This is a genomic window from Nonomuraea sp. B10E15 (genome assembly GCF_039871615.1).
Lineage (GTDB): Bacteria > Actinomycetota > Actinomycetes > Streptosporangiales > Streptosporangiaceae > Nonomuraea.
This window is the reverse complement of the sequence record NZ_JBDPMB010000001.1, coordinates 1,762,886-1,782,092: the sequence shown is the minus strand read 5'-3', so window position 1 is coordinate 1,782,092 and position 19,207 is coordinate 1,762,886. Positions and strand designations below refer to the sequence as shown.

21 protein-coding genes are annotated in these 19,207 nt (G+C 71.7%); 9 read left to right on the top strand and 12 right to left on the bottom strand.

Annotated features, from left to right (window positions below):
- Nucleotides 1-58: 58 nt before the first annotated feature.
- From ABGB14_RS08160 to ABGB14_RS08150, 3 genes are read left to right on the top strand one after another with little or no spacing between them, the layout of a single operon-like run.
- Nucleotides 59-679, top strand: coding sequence for an AraC family transcriptional regulator (locus ABGB14_RS08160; RefSeq protein ID WP_347642903.1), 621 nt, complete (start codon nt 59-61; stop codon nt 677-679).
- On the top strand, nt 676-1,017 hold the full coding sequence (locus ABGB14_RS08155) for a helix-turn-helix domain-containing protein (protein ID WP_347642902.1): 342 nt from the start codon (nt 676-678) through the stop codon (nt 1,015-1,017). Before ABGB14_RS08160 ends, ABGB14_RS08155 begins: the two co-directional genes overlap by 4 nt.
- 2 nt (nt 1,018-1,019) lie before the next feature.
- On the top strand, nt 1,020-1,643 hold the full coding sequence (locus ABGB14_RS08150) for a DJ-1/PfpI family protein (protein WP_347642901.1): 624 nt from the start codon (nt 1,020-1,022) through the stop codon (nt 1,641-1,643).
- 46 nt (nt 1,644-1,689) lie between these two features.
- On the opposite strand, the gene ABGB14_RS08145 is transcribed toward ABGB14_RS08150, so the two are convergent.
- On the bottom strand, nt 1,690-2,301 hold the full coding sequence (locus ABGB14_RS08145; RefSeq protein WP_347642900.1) for a helix-turn-helix domain-containing protein: 612 nt from the start codon (nt 2,299-2,301) through the stop codon (nt 1,690-1,692).
- A gap of 65 nt (nt 2,302-2,366) precedes the next feature.
- Between ABGB14_RS08145 and ABGB14_RS08140 the strand changes: the two genes are divergently transcribed.
- Both ABGB14_RS08140 and ABGB14_RS08135 read left to right on the top strand, forming a co-directional pair.
- Nucleotides 2,367-3,614, top strand: coding sequence for an MFS transporter (locus ABGB14_RS08140; RefSeq protein WP_347642899.1), 1,248 nt, complete (start codon nt 2,367-2,369; stop codon nt 3,612-3,614).
- Between the two features lie 56 nt (nt 3,615-3,670).
- Nucleotides 3,671-4,477 (top strand): serine/threonine-protein kinase, encoded by an 807-nt coding sequence (locus tag ABGB14_RS08135; protein WP_347642898.1) that lies wholly within the window; start codon nt 3,671-3,673, stop codon nt 4,475-4,477.
- A gap of 44 nt (nt 4,478-4,521) precedes the next feature.
- Here ABGB14_RS08135 and ABGB14_RS08130 read toward each other — a convergent pair whose 3' ends face one another.
- Nucleotides 4,522-5,268 carry a lysophospholipid acyltransferase family protein gene (locus ABGB14_RS08130; protein WP_347642897.1) on the bottom strand — a complete coding sequence of 249 codons (747 nt, stop codon included), beginning with the start codon at nt 5,266-5,268 and terminating at the stop codon, nt 4,522-4,524.
- A gap of 159 nt (nt 5,269-5,427) precedes the next feature.
- Here ABGB14_RS08130 and dhaK point away from each other — a divergent pair, with 159 nt between their 5' ends.
- The 3 genes from dhaK (at nt 5,428) to ABGB14_RS08115 (ending at nt 7,637) form a co-directional block, all read left to right on the top strand.
- Nucleotides 5,428-6,402 (top strand): dihydroxyacetone kinase subunit DhaK, encoded by a 975-nt coding sequence (gene dhaK, locus ABGB14_RS08125; RefSeq protein ID WP_347642896.1) that lies wholly within the window; start codon nt 5,428-5,430, stop codon nt 6,400-6,402.
- A 121-nt stretch (nt 6,403-6,523) separates the two neighbouring features.
- A complete protein-coding gene (gene dhaL, locus ABGB14_RS08120; RefSeq protein WP_347642895.1) occupies nt 6,524-7,141 on the top strand; it encodes a dihydroxyacetone kinase subunit DhaL in 618 nt (205 codons plus the stop codon).
- Between the two features lie 67 nt (nt 7,142-7,208).
- Nucleotides 7,209-7,637 (top strand): phosphoenolpyruvate--protein phosphotransferase, encoded by a 429-nt coding sequence (locus ABGB14_RS08115; protein ID WP_347642894.1) that lies wholly within the window; start codon nt 7,209-7,211, stop codon nt 7,635-7,637.
- A gap of 55 nt (nt 7,638-7,692) precedes the next feature.
- Here ABGB14_RS08115 and ABGB14_RS08110 read toward each other — a convergent pair whose 3' ends face one another.
- The 10 genes from ABGB14_RS08110 to ABGB14_RS08065 all read right to left on the bottom strand — a co-directional run bounded on the left by ABGB14_RS08110 (nt 7,693) and on the right by ABGB14_RS08065 (nt 17,509).
- The gene (locus ABGB14_RS08110; RefSeq protein WP_347642893.1) at nt 7,693-9,336 is read right to left on the bottom strand and encodes a thiamine pyrophosphate-binding protein; all 1,644 of its coding nucleotides are present in this window, start codon (nt 9,334-9,336) and stop codon (nt 7,693-7,695) included.
- On the bottom strand, nt 9,333-10,094 hold the full coding sequence (locus tag ABGB14_RS08105) for a cyclase family protein (RefSeq protein WP_347642892.1): 762 nt from the start codon (nt 10,092-10,094) through the stop codon (nt 9,333-9,335). The genes ABGB14_RS08110 and ABGB14_RS08105 overlap by 4 nt, the downstream gene beginning before the upstream one ends.
- 66 nt (nt 10,095-10,160) lie before the next feature.
- Nucleotides 10,161-10,973, bottom strand: a complete 813-nt coding sequence (locus ABGB14_RS08100) for a carbohydrate ABC transporter permease (RefSeq protein ID WP_347642891.1) — start codon at nt 10,971-10,973, stop codon at nt 10,161-10,163.
- Entirely contained in the window at nt 10,970-11,869 is a 900-nt protein-coding gene (locus ABGB14_RS08095) for a sugar ABC transporter permease (protein WP_347642890.1), read from the bottom strand. The genes ABGB14_RS08100 and ABGB14_RS08095 overlap by 4 nt, the downstream gene beginning before the upstream one ends.
- Nucleotides 11,866-13,140 (bottom strand): ABC transporter substrate-binding protein, encoded by a 1,275-nt coding sequence (locus tag ABGB14_RS08090; RefSeq protein WP_347642889.1) that lies wholly within the window; start codon nt 13,138-13,140, stop codon nt 11,866-11,868. Before ABGB14_RS08090 ends, ABGB14_RS08095 begins: the two co-directional genes overlap by 4 nt.
- Nucleotides 13,137-14,426 (bottom strand): alpha-glucosidase/alpha-galactosidase, encoded by a 1,290-nt coding sequence (locus ABGB14_RS08085; RefSeq protein WP_347642888.1) that lies wholly within the window; start codon nt 14,424-14,426, stop codon nt 13,137-13,139. The genes ABGB14_RS08090 and ABGB14_RS08085 overlap by 4 nt, the downstream gene beginning before the upstream one ends.
- Nucleotides 14,423-15,379, bottom strand: a complete 957-nt coding sequence (locus tag ABGB14_RS08080; RefSeq protein ID WP_347642887.1) for a carbohydrate kinase family protein — start codon at nt 15,377-15,379, stop codon at nt 14,423-14,425. The genes ABGB14_RS08085 and ABGB14_RS08080 overlap by 4 nt, the downstream gene beginning before the upstream one ends.
- Nucleotides 15,369-16,259, bottom strand: coding sequence for an endo alpha-1,4 polygalactosaminidase (locus ABGB14_RS08075; protein ID WP_347642886.1), 891 nt, complete (start codon nt 16,257-16,259; stop codon nt 15,369-15,371). Before ABGB14_RS08075 ends, ABGB14_RS08080 begins: the two co-directional genes overlap by 11 nt.
- Before the next feature lie 209 nt (nt 16,260-16,468).
- Nucleotides 16,469-16,990 carry a hypothetical protein gene (locus tag ABGB14_RS08070; RefSeq protein ID WP_347642885.1) on the bottom strand — a complete coding sequence of 174 codons (522 nt, stop codon included), beginning with the start codon at nt 16,988-16,990 and terminating at the stop codon, nt 16,469-16,471.
- A 90-nt stretch (nt 16,991-17,080) separates the two neighbouring features.
- Nucleotides 17,081-17,509, bottom strand: a complete 429-nt coding sequence (locus ABGB14_RS08065) for a CBS domain-containing protein (protein ID WP_347643143.1) — start codon at nt 17,507-17,509, stop codon at nt 17,081-17,083.
- A 126-nt stretch (nt 17,510-17,635) separates the two neighbouring features.
- Here ABGB14_RS08065 and ABGB14_RS08060 point away from each other — a divergent pair, with 126 nt between their 5' ends.
- Nucleotides 17,636-19,066 carry an aminopeptidase P family protein gene (locus tag ABGB14_RS08060; RefSeq protein WP_347642884.1) on the top strand — a complete coding sequence of 477 codons (1,431 nt, stop codon included), beginning with the start codon at nt 17,636-17,638 and terminating at the stop codon, nt 19,064-19,066.
- Nucleotides 19,067-19,207: the final 141 nt, after the last annotated feature.

The window sequence follows — 19,207 nt, the reverse complement described above, 5'->3', positions numbered from 1 at the left end:
GTGATCTGCAATGGATGTGTCGTTGACGCCACCGTGCCCGCGCGACCAGCATGAAGGCATGCAGCGACGCATCCTGGTGGTGGTCTTTCCCGGCTTCCAGCTGCTCGACATGGCCGGGCCCGCCGACGTGTTCGCGACCGCGGCCCTGATCGCGCGCGGCGCCTACCGGGTCGAGGTGGTGGCCGTGGGCGGCGGCTCCGTGCCGGCGGGAAACGGCGTCACCGTCGTGGCCGCGCCGCTCGGCGAGGTCGAGGGGCCGGTCGACACGCTGCTGGTGGCGGGCGGGTGGTCGGTGCCCGAGCAGATCGCGGACGGCGAGCTGGTCGCGCAGGTCGCGCGGCTGGCCGGCTCCGCCCGGCGGGTCGCCTCCGTCTGCAACGGCGCGTTCGTGCTGGCCGAGGCCGGGCTGCTGGACCACCGGCGGGCCACCACGCACTGGCTGGCCGCGGACGAGCTCGCGGCCCGCTACGCGTGCGTCGAGGTGGACCCCGATCCGCTCTACATCGAGGACGGCCACGTCTGGACGTCCGCGGGCGTCCTGTCCGGCGTGGACCTCGCGCTGGCGCTGGTGGCCAGGGACCACGGCCACGAGCTGGCCCGCGACGTCGCCCGCGGGCTCGTGGTGTACCTGCACCGGCCGGGGGGCAGAGCCAGTTCAGCACGCCGATGCGGGCCATGACGCCGCGCAGCGAGCCGATCAGGGAACTGCAGGCCCACATCGACGCCAACCCCGCGGCCGACCTCAGCGTGGCCGCGCTCGCCGCACTCGCCGGCATGTCCGAGCGCCACTTCTCCCGCGTCTTCACCGAGCAGACGGGCCTTTCACCCGGCCGGTACGTCGAGCGCAGCCGGGCCGACGCCGCCAGGCGGCTCCTGGAGGTGACCGGTCACCCGCTGGCCACGGTGGCCAGGGAGTCGGGGCTCGGGACGCCGGAGACGCTCTACCGCGTCTTCCGCCGCCACTGGCGGATCTCACCCGGCGACCACCGTCGCCGGTTCCAGTCGAAGGAGAGTTGACCATGCAGGTGGCCATCCCGCTCTATCCCCGTTTCACCGCGCTGGACGCGGTCGGACCGTACACCGTGATGGCCTTCGCGCCGGGCTGGACGGTCACGTTCGTCGCGGAGGAGCCCGGCCCCGTCACCGACGACCAGGGCACGCTCACGCTGGCCGCCACGGCCTCCTACGCCGACATGCCCCGGCCCGACGTGATCGTCGTCCCCGGCGGCCTCGGCACCCTGGACGTGATGGGCGACACCGCGCTGACCGGCTGGATCCGGCAGGCGCACGAGCACACCATGTGGACGACCTCGGTGTGCAGCGGCTCGCTCCTCCTGGGCGCGGCGGGGCTGCTGGAGGGGCTGAAGGCGACCACGCACTGGGCCCTGCTCGACTACCTCAAGCAGGTCGGCGCCCAGCCGGTCAGCGAGCGTGTGGTCACGGAAGGCAAGATCGTGACCGCGGCCGGGGTGTCCGCGGGGATCGACATGGCGCTGACGCTGCTGGCGCAGGCCACGGATGAGCAGACCGCGCAGAGCGTGCAGCTGGTGATCGAGTACGATCCGCAGCCGCCCTTCACGAGCGGCTCGCCGAAGACGGCGCCGGAGGGGCTGGCCGAGCGCGCGCTCCGCCTCCTCGCCTGATCTGCGCGCGGGCGCCGTCGTCCCCATGGGGAGGACGGCGCCCGCGTCATGCGCCCTCCTCGCCCGCCCCCAGCGGGAGCACGTCGAAGTGCACGACCACGCGGCCCGACGCCGACTCCGACGAGGTGTCCGGTGACGCGTCGGCCTTACCGTCGGACAGCGCCCGATAGCGCTCCAGGACGGCGTACACCTCGTCCTTCAGCCTCATGGTCTCCTCCGGCGTGAGCCGGAGCGACCGCCGCCCGAAGGCGCTCGCCCGCACCCACTCCTCGGGCGCCGCCGCCTCCTGCTGCCGCCACCGGGCCAGCTCCGCACCGCGCTGGCGGACGAGGTCGTCGAGCAGGAACTCCATCGCGCTCGCCGCCTCGGGATCGGCGGGCGGGTCGCCGAAGGAGAAGCCGCCGGGCGTGATGCGCCAGTATTTCTCCTTGCCGCGCCCCATCTCGGGCGCCACTTCGATCATGCCGTGCCTGGCCAGCTCTCTCAGGTGGTAGCTCGTCGCGCCGGTGTTGTGCCCGATCAGGGCGGAGAGCTTGGTGGCCGTCGACGGCCCGTGCTCGTCGAGCAGCTCGTAGATCCGCAGGCGCAGCGGGTGAGCGAACGACTTCAGCGCGTTCGCGTCGAGCGTGCGGGCGGAATAGCTCTTGCCTCTCGTCACCATGCAAGCCTATCTTTGCAAAGATTTCCATGCACACTTTTCCTTACACCCTACCGGAGTGAACCATGGCGGGTCTTGGGCGTTCGTTCGGATATCTGTGGTCGTCCACCGCGCTGTCCAACCTGGCCGACGGCCTGATGAAGGTCGGCGCCCCGCTGCTGGCCGTGTCGATGACCCGCTCCCCCGTGCTGGTGTCGCTGGTCGGGGCCGCGGCAACGGCGCCGTGGCTGCTGCTGGCGCTGCACGCCGGCGCGATCGCCGACCGCTTCGACCGCCGCCGCATCATGGTCGTCGCCAACGCCGCCCGCGCCGCCATCCTCGCCGCCGTGACCGTTGCGGCGGTGCTCGGCCGGCTGAGCCTGCCGGTCATGCTGGCCGCGCTGCTGCTGGCCGGCGTCACCGAGGTGTTCGCCGACACCTCGGCGCAGTCGATCCTGCCCAAGACCGTGCCGAGCCACCACCTGACCAGGGCGAACGGCCGGGTGTCCAGCGCCCAGATGATCGGCAACGAATTCGCGGGCGCCCCGCTGGCGGGGCTGCTCGTCACGGTGGCGCCCGCCGCCCTCTTCGGCGCCCCCGCCCTGCTCTACGCCGCCGCGGGCCTGCTCCTGCTCGGCATGCGGGGGGCCTACCTGGCGCTCCCCACGCCCGCGAAGCGGCCGCTGCGGCATGACATCGGCGAGGCGCTGCGCTATCTGTGGGCCCACAAGATCCTGCGGAGCCTGGCGATCTCGGCGGGCCTGCTCAACCTCGCCAACGCCGGCTACTTCGGGGTGTTCGTCCTGTGGGCGGTCGGCGACGGCTCGATGATGGGGCTGGAGCCGGGCGAATACGGCCTGATGACGACGGCGTTCGCCGTGGGCGCGATCTTCGGAGGGCTGCTGTCGGGTCGCGCGGCGGGGCTTTTCGGGGAGGTCGGGACACTCGTGGGCGCGTGGCTCATCAGCAGCCTGATGCTCCTGGTGCCCGTGCTCGTCCCCTCCCCCTGGGCGCTCTACCCGACCGCCGTCCTGTGGGGCCTGGTGGGCGCGGCGGGCAACGTCCTGGTGATCTCGACCCGGCAGCGGCTGATCCCTGCGGAGCTGCTCGGACGGGTCAATTCGGCCTACCGGCTCGTCGGCATGGGCGGGATGCCCCTCGGAGCGGCGCTGGGCGGCGTCGTGGCCGAGCTCGCGGGCGTCGGGGCTGTCCTGGTGGGCGCCGCCTGCGTGTGTCTGGCAGCGGTCGGGCTGGTGTGGCGCGCTGTGTCGGATCGAATTTCCAGGCCGTTGACCAGCACACCCGCACATTCCGACATATCCAGATCCCGTTAGGCACCCAAAGGCCTGTGTTGAGGTGACATGATTGTCCCCGAGCTTGAGGGGATGGTATGCGGGAGATCGGCGGACGGTACCTCCTGAACGAGGAGGCCGGTCGTGGGGGTATGGGCGTCGTCTGGCGCGCGTTCGATCAGCTCCTCCACCGTACGGTGGCGCTTAAGGAGCTGACCTTGGCCGGCGAGGCCGAGATGGTGCGCCGCCGGGTGCTGCGTGAGGCCAGGATGGCTGCCGGGCTGACGCACCCCAACATCGTCACGGTGCACGACCTGATCGAGGAGGGCGGCAAGCTCTGGATCGTGATGGAATATCTCGACGGGCTCTCGTTGCACCAGTTGCTCTCCCAGGTGGGCACGCTGCCCGCACAGTCGGTGGCGGCCATCGGCCAGCACCTGCTCGCCGCGCTGCGCACCGCCCACCAGGCCGGCGTGCTGCACCGCGACGTGAAGCCGGCCAACGTCATGCTGACCGGTGACCGGGTGGTGCTGACCGACTTCGGCATAGCGACCGCCGAGGGCGACATCCGCATGACGACGTCGCGGCGCCTGCGCGGCACGCCCGCGTTCATGGCGCCCGAGCGGCTGCACGGCGGCCCGGCCAGCAAGGAGGCCGACATGTGGTCCTTCGGCGCCACCCTCTACAGCGCCGTCGAGGGCCAGCCTCCCTATCCGGGGCAGGACGCGGCGACCGTGCTCGGCATGGCCCGCAGCGGCCCCTATCCGCCGCCGCGACGGGCGGGCGTGATGCGCCCGCTGATCGAAGGGCTGCTCCACCACGACCCCGTGCGCCGCTACACCCTGGAGCAGACGGCGGGTTTATTGGCGGGCATGCGCGCCAGCGCCTACCAAGCAGCCATCTGACGCCCCCGCTCCGATCACCGGGCGGGGGTCTCGCGCGTCGGCGGTCAGTCCTTCTTGACCCGGGCCTCCGCCTCGGCCGCGTCCATGGCCGCCGCCTCCTCGGGGGTCGGCGCGGTGCCGCCGAGATGGGCGGGCTGCCACCACACGCCCTGCGGCACCTCCGGATAGGTGCGCTGCGCGCGGTCGACCAGCTCCGACAACCGCGTGTGCAGGTCCGTCACGTGATCGTTGACGTTCTCGCCGCGTTTGGGGTGCATCGGCTCGCCCACCAGGATGGTGAGCGGCACATGCCGCTGCAGGAGCTTCTTCGGCCGCCCCTTGGTCCACAACCGCTGGCTGCCCCACAGCGCCACGGGGATCACCGGCACGTTGGTCGCCTGGGCCATCCGGATCGCGCCGTTCTTGATCTCTTTGACGGTGAACGACCGGCTGATCGTGGCCTCCGCGAAGACGCCCACGATCTCACCGGCCTTGAGCATGCGCAGCGCCGTCGCGTACGAGCCCGCACCCGCCCCCCGGTCGACGGGGATGTGGTGCATGCCCCGCATCAGCGGGCCGGAGATCCGGTGCTCGAACACGTCCTGCTTGGCCATGAAGCGCACCAGCCGCTTCGACGGCAGCGCGGCGAACCCGGCGAAGATGAAGTCGAGGTAGCTGATGTGGTTGCTCACCAGCACAGCTCCCCCCGTCTGCGGCACGTGTTCGGTCCCCTCCATGTGGAAGCGGATGTCGAGCACACGAAAGAGGGTCCGCGCGGCGGCGATCACCGGCGGGTACACGATCTCAGCCATGACCAGAAGGTAGCTGTTCGGGCGGGTCTCACGGTAGTCGGGACCCGGGGCGCGGGTGGCGCCCCTCCTGGCCGCGGCCCGGGCGCCCGTGCTCGCGTGGGCGGCCTCCGTCCGGCTCCGACGCTTGCGTGGTGGTCAAAACGGGCAGATGTACACACCATGAAGAAGCTCATCAACGCGGCGGACTCCGTCGTCGAGGACGCGCTGAAGGGCATGGCCGCGGCCCATCCCACGCTGCGGATCCGCGACCAGGTGGTCTACCGGGCCGATGGCCCGCGCCCGGGGAAGGTCGGCCTGGTGTCGGGCGGCGGGTCGGGGCATGAGCCGCTGCACGCCGGTTTCGTCGGGTACGGCATGCTCGACGCGGCCTGCCCCGGCGAGATCTTCACCTCACCGGTGCCCGACCAGATCATCGAGGCGACCAGGGCCGTGGACGGCGGCGCCGGCGTGCTGCACATCGTCAAGAACTACACCGGCGACGTGCTCAACTTCGAGATGGCCGCCGAGCTGGCCGAGGACGTCGAGGTGGCCAGCGTGCTGGTCGACGACGACGTGGCAGTCCAGGACTCCCTCTACACGGCGGGCCGCCGCGGCACCGGCGCGACCCTGTTCGTCGAGAAGATCGCGGGGGCGCTGGCCGAGGAGGGCGCGCCGCTGAACGACGTGGCCGCCGTGGCCGGCGCGGTCGACGAACGCAGCAGGTCCTTCGGCATCGCGCTGACCTCGTGCACGACGCCGCACGCGGGCAAGCCGACGTTCGACCTGCCGGAGACGGACGTGGAGCTGGGCATCGGCATCCACGGCGAGCCCGGCAGGGCCAGGGTGCCGATGGCGCCGGCCCGCGAGCTGGCGGCCACCGCCATGGACGCGATCCACGGCGACCTGCCGTTGCAGGGCGACCTGCTCGTCATGGTCAACGGCATGGGCGGCACGCCCCTCATGGAGCTGTACGTGGTCTTCGCGGAGGTGGCGGCGTACGTCCAGGGCAAGGGAGCGCGGATCTCACGGTCGCTGGTCGGCAACTATGTGACGAGCCTCGACATGCAGGGCTTCTCCGTCACCGTCTGCCGGCTCGACGACACGCTGACCCGCCTGTGGGACGCCCCGGTCGACACGCCTGGCCTGCGATGGTGACGTCTCCGGTCCGCGCCGGAGCGCAGCGCGCGACGACCCGATCCGCCAGGACACCTCTTGAAGGGAGGGAGCGCGGGCTCCCCCGCCGGCTGAGGCGGGCGGGGCACCCCGCGCGCATCCGATGGACACCGACCTGTTCGTGGCCTGGTTCGAGGAGACGGCCCGGCTCGTACGCCGCGACCGCGACCGCCTGACCCGGCTCGACGCGGCGATCGGCGACGCCGACCACGGCACCAACCTCGACCGCGGGCTCACCGAGGTCTGCAAGGCACTCACCGAATGGCCGCCCGAGTCGCCGGTGCAGGTGCTGACCTCGGCGGGCACGGCGCTGATCCGCCGCGTCGGCGGCGCTTCCGGGCCGCTGTACGGCTCGGTGTTCCGGCAGATGGGCAAGGTGCTGGAGTCGCCGGTGACGCTGGCCGGCTTCTCGGCGGCGTTCGAGGCGGGCGTCGTGGCGGTCGAGCGGCTGGGCAAGGCCGCGCCGGGCGACAAGACCATGGTGGACGCGCTGGCGCCGGCCTCGCGGGCCCTGGCGCTGGCCGTACGCGATGGGGTGGGGGTCCGCGAGGCGTTCGAGCAGGCGGCACGGGCGGCCGCGGAGGGGGCCGAGGCCACGATCCCGATGCAGGCGCGCAAGGGCCGTGCCAGCTACCTGGGCGAGCGCAGCATCGGACACGAGGATCCGGGGGCGGCGTCGTCGGCGCTGTTCATGGCGGCCCTGGCGAGCGTGGCGTCATGACGGGCCGCACGGAAGACGCCGGGACCGGCCCTGCGATCATGAACGCGGGAGGTGCCGCGGCCGGGCGATGTGGAGGCGTGACGCGGCGGGCACGGGCGTGCGCCGCCGGTGGGGTGGCGTGATGGTGGGGCTGGTGCTGGTCTCGCACAGTGCCGGGCTGGCCGCGGAGGCCGTGGCGCTGGCCAAGGGGATCGCGGGTGCCGGGGTGCCCGTGGCGGCGGCCGGGGGCACGGAGGACGGCGGTCTCGGCACGAGCGTGGACCTCGTCGAGGAGGCGGTGCGCGGCGTCGACCAGGGGGACGGGGTGGTGCTCATCCCCGACCTGGGCAGCTCGGTGCTGACCGCCCGCCTGCTGGAGGAGGACGGGCACATCGTCGTGGCGGACGTCCCGTTCGTGGAGGGCGCGATCGCGGCGGCGGTGGCGGCCGGCGCGGACGCACCACTCGCCGACGTCCTCGCCTCGGCCGAGGAGTCCCGCACCTTCCGCAAGCTCTGACCCGCCCGCGCAGCCGTGGGAGGGTCCCCCTGACCGCCCACGGGAGGCATGAAGGTCAGTGGGACGTGAAGGCGTTCTCCAGCCACCAGGAGGCGTGGTCGCGGGTGATCCTGGCGTGGACCAGCAGCGGACGTTCCCGGGGGCCGTCGAGCCAGGCGGCCACGCCCGCCAGGTCGGCCTGCCCGGTGACCGTGACCGCGTCGAGCCCGTGCCCCCTGGCGATGGCGGCGAAGTCGGCGGGCGGGAAGGTGACCGTGCCGAGCGGGTGCCCGTGGGGGCCGAAGTGGTGGACCTCGGCGCCGTACGCCTCGTCGTCGTAGACCACGATCACCATGGGCAGGCCCAGCCGGACGACGGTCTCGAGGTCGGCGAGGCCCATGAGGGCGCCGCCGTCGCCGAGCGCCGCCACCGGCAGCCGGTCGGGGCGGGCCACCGCCGCGCCGATCGCCGTCGCGAGGCCCAGCCCGATCGACTGGAACGCCTGGGTGAAGCAGAACCCGAACTCGTCAGGGACATCGATCAACATTGAGGGGTATCCCATGAAATTTCCGGAATCGGGAGAGACGATCCGCTCCTGCGGCAGCAGGTCGTCCAGCCCGATGGTGAGCGTCCTCGGGTCGATCCGGCCGCCCGCGCTCTCGTCGTCGTACGGGACGTCCCGCCAGCGCCCCTCGGCCCGGATGCGCCGCCCGATCTCGGGCGAGCGGTAACCGCCGGCTCCGGCGACGCGGGCGGTCACGGCTCGCGCCACGGCGGCCACGTCGCCGACCACGCCGAGGTCGGGAGACGTGTACGCCGTGAAGACGCCCGGGTCGAGATCGACCTTCACCACCTTCGTCCCCGGCGAGATGAGGCCGCCGTGGCCGGTGGTCCACGTGTTGAGCGCGCATCCCCATCCGACGACGAGGTCGGCGCCCCTGATCAGCTCGGTGGCGAGCGGGGTGGCGAAGCCGCCGCTCACGTCGAGGTCCCAGGGGCTGCCGCGGAACAGGCCCTTGGCCACCGCGGAGGTCGCCAGCAGCGCGCCCACCCGGCCGGCCAGCCCTTCCAGCTCGCCACGCGCGTGCCGGGCTCCGCGCCCGGCGATGAACACCGGCCGCCGGGCCGCGCCCAGCAGCCGCGCCAGGTCGTCGAGCGCCTCGCCGTCCCCGGGCCGGCCCGCCGATGTGGACGCGGTGACAGGCCGTACGGCGTCATCCCAGGTCGAAGGAGGGTCGAAGGGGGCGGCCTGGACGGGGAGCGGCAGGTTCAGCAGGACCGTACGCCGCTCCTCCACGGCCACCCGGAAGGCCTCGGCGACCTGGGCCACCGCGGTGCCCGCCGAGGTGACCCGCATCGGCGCCGCCCCCACCGCCGTGGCCAGCGCGTCCTGGTCGACGTGGAAGTTGGAGTGCACGTCGGTGGCCTCCCCGGCGAGCACGATCAGCGGCGTGCGGCTCTTGGCCGCCTCGGTGATGCCGGTCATCGCGTTCGTCAGTCCCGGCCCTTGGTGCACCGACACCACCGGGACGCGCCCGCTCATGCGGGCGTACGCGTCGGCCATGGTGGCGGCCCCGCCCTCGTGGCGGGCGGCGATGTAACGCACGCCGTGGGCCACGAGGGCGTTGGTGACGTGGAAGTTGCCGCTGCCGACCACCCCGAAGGCGGTCTCGACCCCGCAGGCGGCCAGGGCCCGGCCCACGGCCTCCGCGACGATCAACGTTCGACCAGGGCGAGCACGCGCACCGGGCTGCCGGAGCCGCCCACGATGGGCAGCGGCGGCGCGAGCACCACGGCGCCGGTCACGGGCAGGCGGTCGAGGTTGCGCAGCTGGGTGAGCCCGTATTTGCCGGCGCCGAGCAGGAAGGAGTGGCAGGGGAAGGGCGGGGTGAAGGAGTGGGCGGCGCCCGCGTCGGTGCCGACGGTCTCGACGCCGAGCCCGGCGATCGGCGTCTCGGCGGCCAGCCACTCGGCGCACTCGACGGAGATGCCGGGCGTGTGGGAGCCGTTCAGGAAGTCGTCCTGGTCGCCCGAGCGGGTGTCCCAGCCGGTGCGGTAGAGCAGCCAGCCGCCGTCGGGGAGCGGGCCGTTGGCGCGCTCCCACTCCTTGACGTGGTCGATCCGCAGCAGGAAGTCGGGATCCTTCGCCGCCTCGTCGGCGAAGTCGAGCACGACGGCGGGCGCGATCAGGCTGCGTGGCGGCACCTGGGAGACGTCCTCGCCGTCGCGACCGGTGATCCAGTGCACGGGCGCGTCGAAGTGCGTGCCGGTGTGCTCGCCCGTGTGGATGTCGTTCCAGTACCACGCGGGGCCGCGGTCGTCGTAGTGGCTGATCTCCTCGAGGGAGAACCGGATCGTGTTGCTGAACGGCTCGGGCAGCTGGAGGATCGGCGTTCGCGACGACAGGGGCGCGGTGAGGTCGACCACCTCGATCGCACCGCCGCGCACGCTGTCGACCAGGCTCTTCAACACCGACATGACTTCCTCCTTCGTGGGCTGTGCGCATCCTCCTACGCACGCCCTACCCGTGCCAACCTCTCACGTTCAGCCCTTGAGGCCGCTGAAGCTCATGGTCGCCACGAAGTGGCGCTGCGCCAGCACGAAGGCGGCGACCAGCGGCAGCACGGCCACGACGTTGCCGGCCATGAGGGCCGACCACTCGGTGTGCCGGGCCCCGGAGAAGGTGGCCAGGCCGAGCTGCAGCGTGTAGCTGTCCTCGGAGGAGATGGCGATGAGGGGCCACAGGAGGTCGTTCCAGGAGCCGAGCAGCGTGAACACGACGAGCGTGGCCAGCGCGGGGCGGGCCAGCGGCAGCACCACCCGGAAGAACACGCCGAGCCGGGAGCACCCGTCGATGGTCGCGGTCTCCTCCAGTTCCTTGGGCAGCGACAGGAAGAACTGCCGCATGAGGAACACGCCGAACGCCGACGCCAGCCACGGGACGATGGCCGCGCCGAGGGTGTCGATCAGGCCCAGGTTCTTGAACAGCAGGAACGTGGGGATCATCAGCACCTGGGTGGGCACCATGATGGTCGCCATGAGAGCGCCGAAGGTGAGCCCGCGGCCGCGGAAGCCGATCCGGGCGAAGCCGTAGCCGGCCAGCGAGCAGAGCACCACGTGCCCGGCGACGGCCGCCACGGCCACGATCACCGTGTTGGCCAGCCAGAGCGGATAGTCGTCCTCGGTGAAGATGCGGGCGAACCCGGCCGTGGTGAAGTGCTCGGGCCAGAGCTTGGGCGGGTAGGTGTTGATGTCGCTGTCCGGCATGAACGCGGTCAGCACCATCCAGACCAGCGGCGCCACGAACAGCAGCGCGGCCGGCATCAGGAACAGGTGGGCGAGGTGGCGCCGTCTCATCGCGCGCTCCTCCAGAGGACGGCGCCCGAGATCGCGAGCGTCACGAGGAACAGGACGTAGGCGATGGCCGTGCCGTAGCCGGAGTGGAACAGCTGGAAGGCCTGCCGGTAGAGGTAGAACACGATCGTGGTCGTGGAGTCGAGCGGCTGGCCCTTCGTCGTGGTGTAGACGAGGTCGAACAGCTGCAGCGCGGTGATCGTCTGCCAGATCAGCAGGAAGACGGTCGCCGGGCGCAGCTGCGGCAGCACCACGTGGCGCAGCACGTGCCGGCCCACGCCGCCGTCGACCCTGGCCGCCTCGACCAGCTCGCGCGGGATGTCCTGGAGCGCGGCGAGGTAGACCACGGCGGGCATGCCGACGCCGCCCCAGATCGAGATCAGGACGAGCGTGAGCATGGCCTGGTCCGGGTCCTGCAGGAACCCCATGGCGGGCAGGCCGACGGCCTTCAGCCCGGCGTTGACGATGCCGAAGTCGGGGTCGAACACGAAGTTCGCGAGGATGCCCGTGGCGGCGGCCGAGACGACGTAGGGGACGAAGAAGCAGGTGCGGTAGAAGCCGATGAGCCGGATCTTCAGGTTCAGCGCCAGTGCCAGGGCCAGCCCGAGCACCACCGATCCGGGCACGAACAGCACCGTGTAGACCGCCGTGTGCCCGGCCGCCGCGGCCAGCTCGGTGTCGCCGAGCATGTCGCCGTAGTTCCGCAGCCCGACGTAGTCGCCGCCGGTGAGCAGGTCGCCGTCCCGCAAGGAGAGCAGCAGCGCCCACACCGCGGGGAACAGGCTCAGTCCGACGATCACCAGCGTGGCGGGCAGGACGAAGCCCCACCCGGTCAGGTCGGGCAGCAGGCGGCGGGCCCGGTGCCGCCGCCCGCCCGCCCGCGCGGCGAGCACCGTCATCGGGCCCGCCCGAGCACCGTGCCGGCCTCGGTGGCGGCCGTGGCCAGCGCCTCCTGCGGGGGCGTGCCGCCGACCAGGGCCTCGCTGATCGCGTCGCCGACCTTCTCGGAGAACTCCGGGTACGCGGGCAGGTGCGGCCTGGCCTGCTTGGCGTTGTCGAGGTTCGCGGTGAACACGTCCATGTCGGGGATGTCCTTGACGAACTTCTCGTACGCCGGCAGCTCGGTCGTGGCCTTGCGGATCGGCAGGTTCCCGAGGCCGAGCGTCCACCGGGCGTCCTGCTCGGGCCGGGTGAGCCAGGTGAGGAAGTCGGCGGCGGCCTTGGCACGGCGCGAGCCGTTGTCGAACACGACCCAGTTGTCCGGCCCGGCGATGGTCTCGTGGTTGCCGTTGTAGCCGGGCAGCACCTGGACGCCGTACTCGATCTTGTGGTCGATGATGTCGAGCAGCGCCCACGGACCGGCGATGATCATGCCGACCTTGCCGCTCTGGAACAGCGGCAGGAACTTCTCGCCGTTCTGATCGAGATAGACGGACTTATCCTGGCGAGCCATGGCGCTCCACAAGCCGAGCGCCTGCGCCGCCTGCGGGGTGTTGAACGCCGGCTTCCTGCCGTCGGACGTCACGATGGCGCCGCCCTGCTGCCAGATCATCGGCCAGAACCGCCACACGGTGTCCTCGGTCCCGGTGACGGGGTACGCGGTGCCGTACACGCCGTCCCTGGTCAGCTTCCTGGCGGCGGCGCGGAAGTCGTCCCAGGTCCAGTCCTCGTCCGGGTACTCCAGACCGGCCGCGTCGAAGAGCTTCTTGTTGTAGATGACGCCCAGGTTGTCGACCACCGCGGGCACGCCGACGACCTTGCCGTCCACCTCCGATACAGCCCGCTCCGACGGCCAGAAGTCGTCCCAGCCGAACTCCGGCGCCTTCACGGTGGCGGTCAGGTCGTACACCTTGGGGTTCTTGGCCAGGTGCGGCATCCAGGTGCCGTACATGTAGGCGATGTCGGGCGCCTTGCCGCCGGCCAGCACCGCCTGGACCTTCTGCAGCATGTCGTCCACGTTCGTGGTGCCCACCGCGGGAGTGATCTTCACGTCCGGGTGGGCCTCGTTGTAGTCGGCCGCCAGCTCCTCGATGACCTTCGCCTGGGTCTCGACCTGGCCGTGCCACCAGGTGATCTCGACCGGCCCGCCGGCCTCGTCCGGGGAGGACGAGCCGCAGCCGGCCAGCAGACCCGCGACGAGGAGCAGCGCCGCCGCGCCGTGAACCTTCATGACCGCCTCCTGAGCGATGCGGGGAGCAGGTCGCCGTGGGCCTCGAAGAGCGCCTCGCACAGGGCGTCGATCCGTTCGACGGTGAGCGAGGCGGCCGTGTTGGGATCGGCCATCATGGCGTGCCGCACGTGGTCGCGGCGGCCCTCGGTGACGGCGCGCACGGTGAGCTCGTTGACGTTGACGTAGGCGCGGTTGAGCGCCGCGCACTGGGCGGGCAGGTCGCCGACCGCGAGCGGCCGCACGCCGAGCGCGTCGGCGACGCACGGCACCTCGACCACGCAGTCCGCCGGCAGGTTGCCGACCAGGCCCCTGTTCTGGACGTTGCCGTAGACGGTCCGGGTGGTTCCGGTGGCGATGCTGTGGATGATCTGCGGGGCGTATTCCATGGTCCCCTCCACGGTGATCGGCCGGCCCGCTCTGAGCGCGTCGCGGGTGGCCTCGTACTGGCGCACGTTCTCCTCGCTGATGCCGACGTAGGCGCCGACGGGGATGCGCAGGCGCTCGATCTCGGCCTCGTCGTGCAGGTACCAGGGCACGTACTCGGCCGAGTGCTCGCTGGTCTCGGTCGGGTAGTAGCCGAGCCTGCGGTACATGTCCACGCGCACCCGGCGCAGCAGCCCGGGGTCGCGGGCGATGGCCTCGTCCAGCCGCGGGTAGAGGTCCTCGCCGCCGGACTCGAAGCGCAACATCCACGACTGGTGGTTGACGCCCGCCGCGAGGTACGACACGTCGTCGTACGGCACCCCGACGAGCTCGGCCAGGTCGTGGGCCGTCCAGTAGATGGAGTGGCACAACCCGACCACGTTGCGCACGGGGGTGGCGGCGGCCAGATACCACACGTTCATGGCCATCGGGTTGGTGTAGTTGAGCAGCCACGCGTCCGGGCAGATCTCGGCCATGGCCTGCCCGATCCGCTCCAGCGCGGGGAACGTGCGCAGGGCGCGGAAGATGCCGCCCACGCCGATGGTGTCGGCGATGGTCTGGCGCAGGCCGTGTCGGGCGGGCACCTCGAAGTCGACGCGGGTGGCGTCGATCATGCCGACCTGGATCATGTTGATCGCGAAGTCGGCGCCTTCGAGCGCCCGCCGCAGGTCGCGGTCGGCGGTGATCGTGACGGGGCGGCCGGCGGCGATGACGCGGGCGGCGGCCTCGGCGGTGTCGAGCCGCTCGGCGTGGATGTCGTGCAGCGCCACCTCGAACTCCCCCAGGTCGGGGAAGGCGACCAGGTCCGCCAGCAGGCCCTGGGTGAACTCGACGCTGCCTGCGCCGAGAAAGACGATCTTCATAGTTCTTCCCACGTGGGTTGGGCGGCGGTGCCCCCGGCCGCCTGGGTCGAAAGGGAGCCGCAGGTCACGGCCACGCGCAGGCATTCGGGCAGGCTCATCCCGCGCAGCCGGGCAGCGACGAACCCGGCGTCGAAGCTGTCGCCGGCGCCGACGGTGTCGACCGGCTCCACGCGCACGGCGGGCGCGCGGGTCAACCGCCCCCGCTCCCATGCCAGCGCGCCGTCGCCGCCGTTCTTGACGACCACGGCGGGCCCGAGCGCGCCCAGCCGCGCCGCGGCGGCCTCCACGCTCTCCGGACCCGTACCGGACGGTCCTGCGCCGGAGGACGAGCGCGCGGCGAGGTTCCGGGCGAGGTTCCGGGCGATGCTCACGGCCTCGGCGGCGTTGGGCAGGAACACGTCCACCTCGCCCAGCACCTCGCCGACGCCGTCCCATGCGCCCGCCGGGTCGTCGTTGGTGTCCAGGGAGGTGGTGGCGCCGCCCCGCCGCTCCCCCGCCAGGAAGCCGGGCAGGCCGGCCGCCAGCGCGGGTTGCAGGAAATAGGACGACACGTGCACGTGCCTGGCCAGGCCGCTCGGCACGTCGTCCACGGTCAGGTCGGGCAGGCAGCCTGGCGAGGTGAGGATGGCCCGGTCCGTGCCGTCGGCCAGCACGACGGTCATGGCGGTCGGCCGGGGACCGATCACGCAGTGGGAGACGTCCACCCCGCGCTCGGCCATGACGTTCAGGGCGAAGCGCCCGGCCGCGTCGTCGCCCACGCGACCGGCGAACGCGGTGCGCAGGCCCAGCCTGGCCGCCCCGCACGCGGTGATCGCGCCGGACCCGCCGAGGACCAGGTCGCCGCCGGAGACGAGTTGCTCGCGCTGGCCGTACGCCAGCCCGCGCGGCGCCCCTGAGAGCACCACGTCGGGGTTGGCGTCGCCCACGACCAGCAGGTCGAAGTCACGCGCCACGGCAGGGTACGCGGTAGGCGCCGAGCTCGTACTTCTTCTTGAGCGAGTTGAAGTTCTGAGCGTTGGACCGGGAGCAGAAGGCGGCGGGCGCGAGGTTGTACTCGACCTGGAACACCGCCTTGCCCGCCTTGACGAACTGGTCGTAGCCGTGGTCGCCGCCGTTCTGGGCGGTGGTGCACTCGGTGTACTGCCAGCACTCCTCGTTCACCGCGAAGTCGAAGTACGGCAGGAGCCGCGGGATCTGCGCCACGTCGTTCTTCAGCGCGACGGACAGCCCTCTCTTGTGGGCCTCGTTGGCGAACCAGGCGTTGTAGGCCAGCTGGTCGGCCGCCCTGAGCGGGAAGCCGCTGTCGTTGCTGTACGCGTCGACGTTGTCGGGCTCCACCGCGTCGAATCCGGCGGCCTTGCACATGTCGAGTCTGGTCTTCATGATCTCGCCGAGGGGGCCGGTGTACGCGCGGATGTCCAGCCACCGCTCGCCCTCCCACTCCTCGAGGGGCGAGCCGAGCACCTCCTCGGGGAAGCGCCCCGCGTCGGGGCGCCAGTCCTCGAACGTGCCGGCGCTGATGTAGCAGACGAGGCCGCGGTCCGGCCTGCCGGCCTTGAGCGACGCGACGATCGTGCCGTCCTCGGCGGCGTCGAAGCCGTCGATGTCGAACATCTGCACGTTCGGATGGGGCTTGGCGGGAAGTGAGGAGAGCTGCCACTGCCAGCTCGTCCTCGGTGCGGGCTGCCAGCAGCCGTCGCACGGGACCGGCGCGGGAAGGCCGCCGGCGGGTGTCGCCGCCGGGTTCACAGCCGGGGTCGACGCGGTGGCGGGTAGGGGGAGGGACAGTGCGGCCACCAGGGTGGCGGTGGAGATCAGGGCGGGAAGACGCATGGACACTCCTCGCGAACGACACGGTTCGGGACAAGTGGCGATGCGCGCTGTTCCGCACTCTCCGCTGCGTGTCCGGGCCAGGGACACCGGAGTGGCGTGGCCCATACCGTAGGACGTCACGCCAGCACGCTCAGGCATGCCTCCCTTCTCTTGCCCGCCAAGAATTGCGCGTTTCTGCTCTGTTGTCCAGACTTTGACGCATAAAGGCGTCATGCAGGAGTCCACTCCGCGCATCCGCCGGTCTGGAACGCCTTGTCCGTGGCCTCGATGGTGACCGTGGCGGCGCCCGTCGGCATGCCGGTCGCGATCACGTCGCCGTCCGCGCTCCTCATGCGGGCCCAGTAACACATGGTGAACCCGGCCGCCGGCCCGGACGTTCCGTAGGTGCCCGGCTGGACGTCCCTGCCCACGACGAGGGTCCGCAGGGACGCGGGATTGCCGGCCGGCGCGGTGCTCGCGCCGCCCGTCTGCACGGGCCCTGTCTGCGCGGGCCCGGTTGGCGCGGGCTCTGTCTGAGAGGGAACGGGCTGCGAGGGCGCCGTCTCGGAAGGCACCGGCTGCGACGGGGCCGTCTGGGTGGGCCCCGTCTGGGTGGGCGCCGTGGGCTCGGGCGCACCCGTCACCTCGGTCGTCACCGTGATCCTGGACGGGGGCGCCTCCGCCGGCGTGCTCGCGCCGAACCCCACGAACACCCCCAGCAGGAACCCGAGAAGGGCGGCGAGCCCCGACACGAGCAAGATGATCGTCGGACTGCTCGTCGCCCGGGGATACTCAGGTGGAGGAGGAGGCCCGTACATCACGGACCAAGCGTCCCATCATTGTCAACGATGCAGATAGTCGACGAGCGACGCCTTCTCCGTCTCCAGCTCCTCGATCGCGCTCTTGACCACGTCGCCGATGCTGACGATGCCCACGAGCCGGCCGCCGTCGACCACGGGCATGTGCCGGACCCGCTCGGTGGTCATGGTGCGCCGCAGCGACTCGACGTTCTCGCCGGGGCCGACCGTGTGGACCTCGGTTGTCATGATCGCGGACACGGGGAGGTCCAGCACCATGGCGCCACGGTCGTGGAGGCGGCGTACGACGTCGCGCTCGGAGACGATGCCCTCGATGACGGCCCCGTCGCCGGAGACCACGACGGCTCCGATGTTGTGCTCGGCGAGCTTGGCGAGCAGCTCCCGCACGGTCGCCGCCGGGGCCACGGTCGTGACCTCACTGCCCTTGTCGCGAAGGATCGTCCCGATGAGCATCTGCATCACCTCTGCACCTCAGTGTTCCAACCCCTGCGTCAAGGCAAACTGCCCCCTGAGGAAGGAGTCAAGCGCTCACGTAGGCTGCCTGCCATAGAGCACGTCCGGCACGAAGGGGACCGCCGCATGAACGAGCCGCTCAACATCGGAAGCCATGACCTGCCCGTCACCGACGAGCTGGCCGCGTTCATGCGGACCGGCTGGGGGCCGGCCAGGCGGGACGACGTGCGCGCGCGGCCGATCGCGCCGTGGGCGGCCAAGCGCCGCGCCGCGCTGGCCGCGCGCTTCCCCGGCGAGCGGCTCGTGATCCCGTCGGGCACGCTCAAGGTGCGCAGCAACGACAGCGACTACCGGTTCAGGCCGCACAGCGCGTACTCCTACCTGACGGGCGCGGGAGAGTCCGACGACGTGCTGGTGATCGAGCCGTCCGGCGAGGCGGTGTTGTACGTCAGGCCGCGCGCGCCGCGCGAGGAGGGCCAGGAGTTCTACCGCGACCGCCGCTACGGCGAGTTCTGGGCCGGTCCCAGGCCGGACCTGGCGGAGGCCGAGGAGCTCTACCAGCTGCGCTGCGCGCACATCCGCGATCTGGAGCTGGAGGGCCGCCCGGCCAGGGTGCTGCGCGGCGTGGACCCCTCAGTGGATGCCTCAGTGGATGCCTCAGTGCGTGCCTCAGTAAACGTGCGGGGGGCGGCTGGTGACGGCGACGCCGAGCTGGCGTCCTTCCTGTCGGAGATGCGGCTGGTCAAGGACGAGTGGGAGCTGGGCGAGCTGCGGCACGCCGTGGACGCGACGGCACGCGGATTCGAGGACGTGGTCCGCGCGCTGCCGCAGGCGCTCGGGCACCCGCGCGGCGAGCGTTACCTGGAGGGCGTGTTCGGGCTGCGGGCACGGCTGGAGGGCAACGCGACCGGCTACGACAGCATCGTGGCCGCCGGGTCGCACGCCTGCGTGCTGCACTGGATCCGCAACGACGGCCGGCTGTCGCCCGGCGACCTGCTGCTGATGGACGCGGGCGTCGAGGCCGACACGCTCTACACCGCCGACGTCACCCGGACGATCCCGCTGTCGGGGCGCTTCAGCCCGATCCAGCGGCAGGCGTACGAGCTGGTGTACGAAGCGCAGACGGCGGCCATCGCCACGCTCAGGCCGGGCGCCCGCTTCCGCGACTTCCACCTGGCGGCCATGCGCGTCATCTGTGACGGCCTGCGCGACTGGGGCCTGCTGAAGGGTTCCACCGACTCGCTCATGGACAGCGGCCTCTACCGGCGTTACACGCTGTGCAGCAGCGGCCACATGCTCGGTCTCGACGTGCACGACTGCGCGCGGGCGCGGGCGGAGGTCTATCTGGACGGCGTGCTGGAGGAGGGCCACGTGCTCACCGTGGAGCCCGGCCTTTACTTCCAGCCCGACGACCTGACGCTGCCCGAGGAGCTGCGCGGCATCGGCATCCGCATCGAGGACGACCTGGTCGTCACCGCCGGCGGCGCCACCCTGCTGTCCGGCGGGCTCCCCCGCCACCCGGACGAGATCGAGTCCTGGATGGCCACCCTGGCGTAACGGGCCGGTCACGTTTCGTGCGGAGCTGACAAGGTGTGAGCTGCGTCTCATACCTTTTCCTCAAATTACCGGCAGAGCATCGACTGCTGGACAGCCCGTCAGTAGGGTGACTGATCCGTAGGCGGCGGAGGTGGTCAGCTG